Annotated in this window: 5 protein-coding genes; 4 read left to right on the top strand and 1 reads right to left on the bottom strand. The window is 70.3% G+C overall.

Annotated features, from left to right (window positions below; all coding sequences use genetic code 11):
- Nucleotides 1–108: 108 nt before the first annotated feature.
- Entirely contained in the window at nt 109–1,923 is a 1,815-nt protein-coding gene (locus ABD154_RS11240) for an FAD-dependent oxidoreductase (RefSeq protein ID WP_344251316.1), read from the bottom strand.
- A 197-nt stretch (nt 1,924–2,120) separates the two neighbouring features.
- Here ABD154_RS11240 and ABD154_RS11235 point away from each other — a divergent pair, with 197 nt between their 5' ends.
- From ABD154_RS11235 to ABD154_RS11220, 4 genes are all read left to right on the top strand, one after another.
- Nucleotides 2,121–2,807, top strand: a complete 687-nt coding sequence (locus ABD154_RS11235) for a FadR/GntR family transcriptional regulator (protein ID WP_344251315.1) — start codon at nt 2,121–2,123, stop codon at nt 2,805–2,807.
- Nucleotides 2,808–2,875: 68 nt separating this feature from the next.
- Nucleotides 2,876–4,195, top strand: a complete 1,320-nt coding sequence (locus ABD154_RS11230; protein ID WP_344251314.1) for an amidohydrolase — start codon at nt 2,876–2,878, stop codon at nt 4,193–4,195.
- 55 nt (nt 4,196–4,250) lie between these two features.
- Entirely contained in the window at nt 4,251–5,756 is a 1,506-nt protein-coding gene (gene scpC / locus ABD154_RS11225; protein WP_344251313.1) for a succinyl-CoA:acetate CoA-transferase ScpC, read from the top strand.
- A 234-nt stretch (nt 5,757–5,990) separates the two neighbouring features.
- Nucleotides 5,991–6,965, top strand: coding sequence for an alpha/beta hydrolase (locus ABD154_RS11220; RefSeq protein ID WP_344251311.1), 975 nt, complete (start codon nt 5,991–5,993; stop codon nt 6,963–6,965).
- The last annotated feature ends 4 nt before the right edge of the window (nt 6,966–6,969 follow it).

Genomic DNA, 6,969 nt, shown 5'->3' with positions numbered 1-6,969 from the left:
GGCGCTGTCGCGTCACGGCGATCGCCGCTGCCCCACTGAGGAGGTGGACCGGCCCGCACCGAGGCGGTGGACCGACCCGAGCCCGAGTCCCTCCGCGGTCGGCGCGGGTCAGAGGCTCGCCTCGGCGAGGGAATCCTCTCCGGCAGCGCGGTTCGCCTCCGAACCTGACTCCGACGACCCCCGCCCGAGCGCCGTCGTCAAGGCCTCCCGCAGTGCGGCTTCCGGGTCGGACGGTCGGGTCGGACTGTTCCAGGCGATGATCCGGTCGGGCCGGACGAGCAGCGCTCCCGAATCGTCGACATCGCTGACCGCCGCCCACCGGCGCAGGACGTCGTTGTAGTCCCCGCCCATGCTCACCTGCGCCGTCCTCACCTCGACGCCGAGGTCGCGGGAGACCGCCGCCGCGGCCTCGGCCCAGCCGTCATCGGCCTGGCCGGTGATGAGCGTCCATCCGCTGCGCCCGACGAGATCGAGGGTGGACAGGCGCTGACGGTCATGGTCGACCCAGGCGTGGGGGAGCGGCGCGCCCGGTCGCGTCGACGGCACATGGTCGAGATCGACGTCGACGTCAGGGCCCGCTGTCGGTCCTGCCGCTGGGACGATGGCGTCGGACTCGTAGAGCTGACCGAGCTCGATGCCGTGGGCGTTGAACTGGTAGTTCTGCAGCTCGATCGCCTCGGTGAGCTCCTGCCGGCGGACCGGGTCGTCGAAGAGGGACTCGAGGCTCGCCCACCCGTCCTCGGCCGACTGCCCGGGCGCGAAGCCGAGCGCCTTCGAGATCGGACCCATGTCGACGACGCTCTTCATCGCTCGGTCGACGACGCGCCTGCCCACCGGCTGCCGCTCCTGGTCGTACGTGTCGAGCAGAGCCTCGTCGGCCTCACCCCTGAGGACGGCGCTGAGCTTCCACCCGAGGTTGAAGGCGTCCTGGATCGACGTGTTCGTGCCCAAGCCGTTGGCCGGCGGGTGCCGGTGCGCGGCGTCACCGGCGAGGAACGCTCGACCCCGCCGGTAGGCGTCGGCGACGACGTGGTTGATCTGCCACTTCGAGACCTGCTTGATCGTCACCTCGACGTCGGGATCCCCGATCGTCGCGTGCGCCCGGGCGATGAGGGCCTCCGTGTCGGTGTCCGGTTCGCCCTCGGCCGGGTCGTACATCGCCAGCAGCACCCATTCGGTGAACGGCTTGACGCAGATCCACGTGCCCGACCCCACCCAGTAGTCGTTGCCCGGCTGCGCCATCCAGTAGAGCGTGCCGGGACGGTAGTCGCAGTACTTCGTGAGATCGGCCTCGAGCCAGACGTTGAGCGCAGCCCCGAGGTTGGACTCGCCGGTGAAGGTGAAGCCGAACTCCTCGGCGACGGTCGACCGGCCGCCGTCGGCGCCGACGATGTACGTCGCAAGGATCGTCGACTCCTCCCCGGTGTCCCGGTTCCGCACCGTCGCCTCGACGCCGTCGGCGGTCTCGACGGCGGAGACGAGTTCGGTGGAGAAGCGGATGTCGGCACCGAAGTCGCGGGCCGCCTCGGCGATGACGGGTTCGAGGATGTGCTGGGGGATGTTGCACATCGCGCTGGGGCTGGCGACTTCGTAGTCGCCGGAGCGCGCGCTGCCGGTGCCCCACGTCTCGAGCCGCGCGATCTCCTGACCGGCGAAGCTCGTCGCCCACACGTTGTTGCGCATGTACGGGTTCGGCGTGGCCGCGGCGATGACGGCGTCTTCGCAGCCGAGGTCGCGGAAGACCTCCATCGTGCGCTGATTCGTGATGTGGGCCCGCGGCGAGTGCGCTGTCGTCGGGTACCGGGTGATCGTCAGCGCGTCGACGCCGTCACGGGCGAGGATCGCCGCGAGCGTCAGCCCGGTCGGGCCGGCCCCGACGATGAGGACGTCGGTGCGGACGGGAGGCGTGGTGCGAGTGCTCATTCGTCGTTCTCCTTCGGACGAGAATGCCGATCATGACCGTCTCAGCGCCGAGGTGCGAAAGCACGTCTCGCAATTCAGCATAATTAATCATGATTAATTGTTGGGAACCAGGATGCCGCGCGGATCGTCATGCTGTCAAGCACCACGGTCGGGTACCCTCGGGACTGGCGGGAGCACACCGGTGAGGGGAGGACGGCATGGTCACGACATCGCGGGGATCATCCTCGTCGGTCGATCGCGCCGTCGACATCGTCGCCGCCCTCGCCGAGGGTCTCGAGCCCGGTCAACGGCTGGGGACGAAGGGAGCGATCCAGGCCGAATGCGGTGTCTCGAAGGGCACCTTCAACGAGGCCCTGCGCCTGCTGCAGCTGCGCGGGATCATCACCCTGCGACCGGGACCCGGCGGCGGGCTCTTCGCGGCCGCGCCGACTCCGATGGCGAAGCTCGGCAGCTCGCTCCTCGCCCTCGACGCGGACTCGTCGACGGTCGCGGATGCCATGCAGGTGCGCGACTCGCTCGAGCCCCTCGTCGCCGCCGAGGCGGTCGACCACGGCTCGCTCACCGACATCCGCGAGCTCTGGCTCCTCATCGACGACATGCGCGCCGCCGTCGCCGCCGGCGACCCCCAGGAGTTCCTCGCGGCCAACTGGTGCCTGCACCGGCGCATCGCCGAGATCACCCCGAACCAGCTGCTGCGCCAGGTCTACCTCAACATCATGGCGATCATGGACGACCACACCGTCGACGTGCTGCCCGGCCCCGAGGTGCCGCTGGATGACTACATCGACGAGCGCCTCCAGCTCCACATCGACATCGTCGCGGCCATCGAAGCCCGCGACCACGCCCGAACGGCCGAGCTCATGCGCGCCCACAACGTCCACTGAACCCGCTGTCGGCCCAGACCGCAGCGTCCACCACCGACCGCCCGCCCCGATGCGAAGGAGACCTCCTGATGACACCTGCCCCGACGCTCTCCACGGAGCTGCGGACGAATCTCACCCGCTGGCGCAGGGACTTCCACCGGCATGCGGAGACGGCGTGGACGGAGTTTCGGACCACCTCGGCGATCATCGGAGCACTCCGGGACCTCGGCTGGGCGACGATCTTCGGACCCGACCTCCACGAGGCCTCGGCCCGCCTCGGAGTGCCGGCGACCGACGTCCTCGCCGGGGCCCGCGCACGGGCCGTCGACCAGGGAGCGGATCCAGAGCTCGTCGAGTCGATGGGGGAGGGCTTCACCGGGGTCCTCGGCGTCCTCGAGACGGGACGGCCCGGGCCGGTCGTGTGCTTCCGCTTCGACATCGACGCCAACGACCTCAATGAGATCGCCGACGACAGCCACCGGCCGTTCGCCGAGGGGTTCGCCTCGGTCAACGACGGCGCGATGCACGGCTGCGGGCACGACGGGCATGCGGCGATGGGGCTGGGGCTGGCGAGCGTGCTCACCGACATGGTCGCCGACCTGACGGGCACCGTGAAGATCATCTTCCAACCCGCCGAGGAGGGGGTGAGGGGCGCGCACTCGATCGTCGCGGCCGGGTGGTTCGACGATGTCGACCTCTTCGTCGCCACCCACCTGAAGTCCGACGACGCCAAGGGCGGCGTCCTCACCGGCGTCGACGGGTACCTCGCCTCGACGAAGTTCGACGTGGAGTTCTCCGGGGTCGGCGCCCATGCCGGAGGCGACCCGGAGAAGGGACGCAACGCGCTGCTGGCGGCCGCCTCGGCGACCTTGGGCCTCCACGCGATCCCGCGCCATTCGGCGGGAGCGAGCCGGATCAACGTCGGCACGTTCACCGCCGGGGAGGGACGCAACGTCGTGCCGCGCACCGCCCGCATCGCCGTCGAGACCCGCGGGGAGACGAGCGAGATCAACGACTTCATGGTCGCCCGCGCCGCCGACGTCGTCGCCGGTGCCGCCCTCATGCACGGCGTCGACCACGAGGTCACCGTGGTCGGGCGCGCCGACACGGCATCCCCGAGTCCGGAGCTGCTGCCGTTCATCCGCGCCTCCTTCAGCGGGGTGCCCGGGGTCGCCGAGATCCGGGACACCGGCGGCCTGGGCGGATCCGAGGACGCGACGGCGATGATGAAGCGGGTCAAGGAGCGCGGGGGACTGGCCACGTACCTCCAGATCGGCATGGAGACCTCGTGGGGCCACCACACGGAGCGCTTCGATGTCGACGAGGACATGCTCGCCGTCGGTGTCGCGGCCGAGGCGCGGATCGCCCTCTACGCCCCGGAGTTCCTCGCCGGCCTCGGGCGGGGCTGAGCCGGCTGCCCACCCGCTCACCTCGGAGGCCGGGGGCCTCGATAGACTGCCGGACATGTCGAGGATCACCTGCCCCACCCTGCGTCCCCGCGTCGTCACCGCTGCTGAGGCGGCCGCGCACATCAGGAACGGCGACCGGGTCGCCACGAGCGGGTTCACCGGGTCCGGGTACCCGAAGCTCGTGCCGCCGGCGCTCGCGGCGCACGCGAAGGCCGAACATGCCGCGGGCCGGGATTTCGCTGTCGAACTGTGGACGGGTGCCTCGACGGCTCCGGAGCTCGACGGGATCCTCGCCGAGGCGGGGGCGGTGAGCAGGCGTCTGCCGTTCCAGTCCGATCCGCGCATGCGGCAGGCGATCAACGACGGGCAGACGGAGTACATCGACACGCACCTGAGCCACTCGGCGCAGCAGGCATGGTTCGGCTTCTACGGGAACCTCGACGTCGCGGTCGTCGAGGTCGCGGCGATCCTGCCCAACGGGCTGCTCGTGCCCGGCAGCTCGGTGGGGAACTCGAAGACGTGGCTCGACCTCGCCGACAGAGTCATCCTCGAGGTCAACGAGTGGCATCCGCGGGCGTACGAGGGCTTCCACGACGTCTACTACGGGACCAGGCGCCCGCCCGAGCGGCTCCCGATCCAGCTCCTCGAGTCGATGCAGCGCATCGGCGATCCCTACCTGAGGGTCGACCCGGAGAAGGTCGTCGCGATCGTCGAGACGAACCACCCGGACCGGAACCTGCCGTTCAAACCGGCCGATGCGGATTCGCAGGCGATCGCCGCCCACCTCGTCGACTTCCTCCGCCACGAGATCCGCGCTGATCGGCTCCCGCCGTCCCTGCTGCCGCTGCAGTCGGGCGTCGGCAACGTCGCCAACGCGGTCATGGCCAACCTCGCCGACAGCGAGTTCGAGGGGCTGCGCGCCTACACCGAGGTGATCCAGGACGGCATGCTCGACCTCATCGACTCGGGCAAGCTCACCTCGGTGTCGGCGACGGCGTTCTCGCTCTCGGCCGAGCGGGCCGAGGCGTTCAACGCGGACATCGAGTCGTACAAGGGGCGGATCCTCCTGCGGACCCAGGAGATGTCGAACCATCCCGAAGCCGTCCGCCGCCTCGGCGTCGTCGCGATCAACGGGATGGTCGAGGCCGACATCTACGGCAACGTCAACTCGACCCACGTCATGGGGTCCTCGATCATCAACGGCATCGGCGGCTCCGGCGACTTCGCCCGCAACGCCTATCTCAACTTCTTCGTCTCGAACTCGCGGGCCAAGGGCGGGGCGATCTCCTCGATCGTGCCCTTCGCCAGCCACATCGACCACACCGAGCACGACACGCAGGTCCTCGTCACCGAACAGGGGCTGGCGGACCTGCGCGGACTCTCACCGGTGGCCCGGGCCCGCCGGATCATCGCCAGCTGCGCCCACCCGGACTTCCGCGACCGGCTCACCGACTACCTCGACCGGGCGATCGCTGCGAACCCGCACGGTCGGCACACCCCGCACCTCCTCTCCGAGGCGCTGTCCTGGCATGAGAGGTTCCAGACGACCGGGCAGATGTGAGGCTCTGACGTCGGGGGTGAGGCCCTGCCGTCGGGGGTGAGAGTGACTGCGCAAGCGGCGGGGCAGCCGTGCGCCCAGTGCGGGGACCGCGCGATCGGCGGGGAGCCGCGCGCCCAGTGCGGGGACCGCGCGATCGGCGGGGAGGGTCGGCCGGATCTGCCGCATCCGGCGGTTCCGGCCCGCTCCCTGCCGCGGTGAGGATGGATGAGACCACTCACTCACCGAGGAGGAACCATGACCGTGACCCGACCACCTCACGACCCCGAGCTCGACGCGGCGCTCGAGGTGATGCTCGAGTCCCTGCCTGCAGGGACGATGAATGCGGAGACCGCCGCCGCGATGCGCGATGCGGACGGGGCGCAGCTGCCCGGTCTCGACCCCGATGACCTCGCGGCCCTCGGAGTCATCAGTCGCGACGTCGTCATCCCCGTCTCCGACGGCGCCGAGCTTGCCGGGACGATCTTCTCCCGTGCCGATCACACCGGAACCGGCCCGGGGATCTACCACGTCCACGGCGGCGGGATGGTCACCGGCCACCGCCTCCTCGGCGTGCAGCAGACTCTGCCGTGGATCGTCGACCACGATGCCGTCGTCCTCACCGTCGACTACCGGCTCGCTCCGGAACATCCTGACCCCTACCCGGTCGAGGACTCGTATGCGGGGCTCGTGTGGATGGCCGAGCACGCCGCTGACCTCGGCGTCGAACCCGATCGCATGATCATCGTCGGCGCGAGCGCCGGTGGTGGCATCGCCGCGGGCACTGCGCTGCTGGCACGCGATCGGTCGGGACCGTGGCTGGCCGGGCAGGTGCTCATCTGCCCGATGATCGACGACCGCGACGCCACAGCCTCGGCGGCGCAGATCACGGAGCGGACGACGTGGACGCGGGAGAGCAACCGCTACGGCTGGTCGAGCCTCCTCGGCGATCGGGTCGGCACCGAGGACGTCTCGATCTATGCCGCACCCGCGCGGGCGACGGACCTGTCCGGCCTGCCGCCGACGTACATCGACTGCGGCAGCGCGGAGGTCTTCCGCGACGAGGACGTCGCCTATGCGCTGCGGCTGTGGGAGGCGGGCGTCGATGCCGAACTCCACGTGTGGGCCGGTGGGTTCCACGGTTTCGAGATGCTCGCCCCGCACGCCGCGGTGAGCCAGGCGTCGCTTGCCGCGCGGGATTCCTGGGTGGCGAGGACGATCGGCGACCGTTGAGGTC

Origin of the sequence: Brevibacterium sanguinis, from assembly GCF_039528855.1 — a bacterium.
In the GTDB taxonomy this organism is placed as follows: domain Bacteria; phylum Actinomycetota; class Actinomycetes; order Actinomycetales; family Brevibacteriaceae; genus Brevibacterium; species Brevibacterium sanguinis.
This window is presented reverse-complemented; position numbering and strand designations above follow the sequence as displayed.

What these genes read in the sequence shown, in the direction of transcription:
- ABD154_RS11240 (WP_344251316.1), bottom strand. Translation starts at nt 1,923, where the DNA reads ATGAGCACTCGCACCACGCCTCCCGTCCGCACCGACGTCCTCATCGTC.
- ABD154_RS11235 (WP_344251315.1), top strand. Translation starts at nt 2,121, where the DNA reads ATGGTCACGACATCGCGGGGATCATCCTCGTCGGTCGATCGCGCCGTC.
- ABD154_RS11230 (WP_344251314.1), top strand. Translation starts at nt 2,876, where the DNA reads ATGACACCTGCCCCGACGCTCTCCACGGAGCTGCGGACGAATCTCACC.
- scpC (WP_344251313.1), top strand. Translation starts at nt 4,251, where the DNA reads ATGTCGAGGATCACCTGCCCCACCCTGCGTCCCCGCGTCGTCACCGCT.
- ABD154_RS11220 (WP_344251311.1), top strand. Translation starts at nt 5,991, where the DNA reads ATGACCGTGACCCGACCACCTCACGACCCCGAGCTCGACGCGGCGCTC.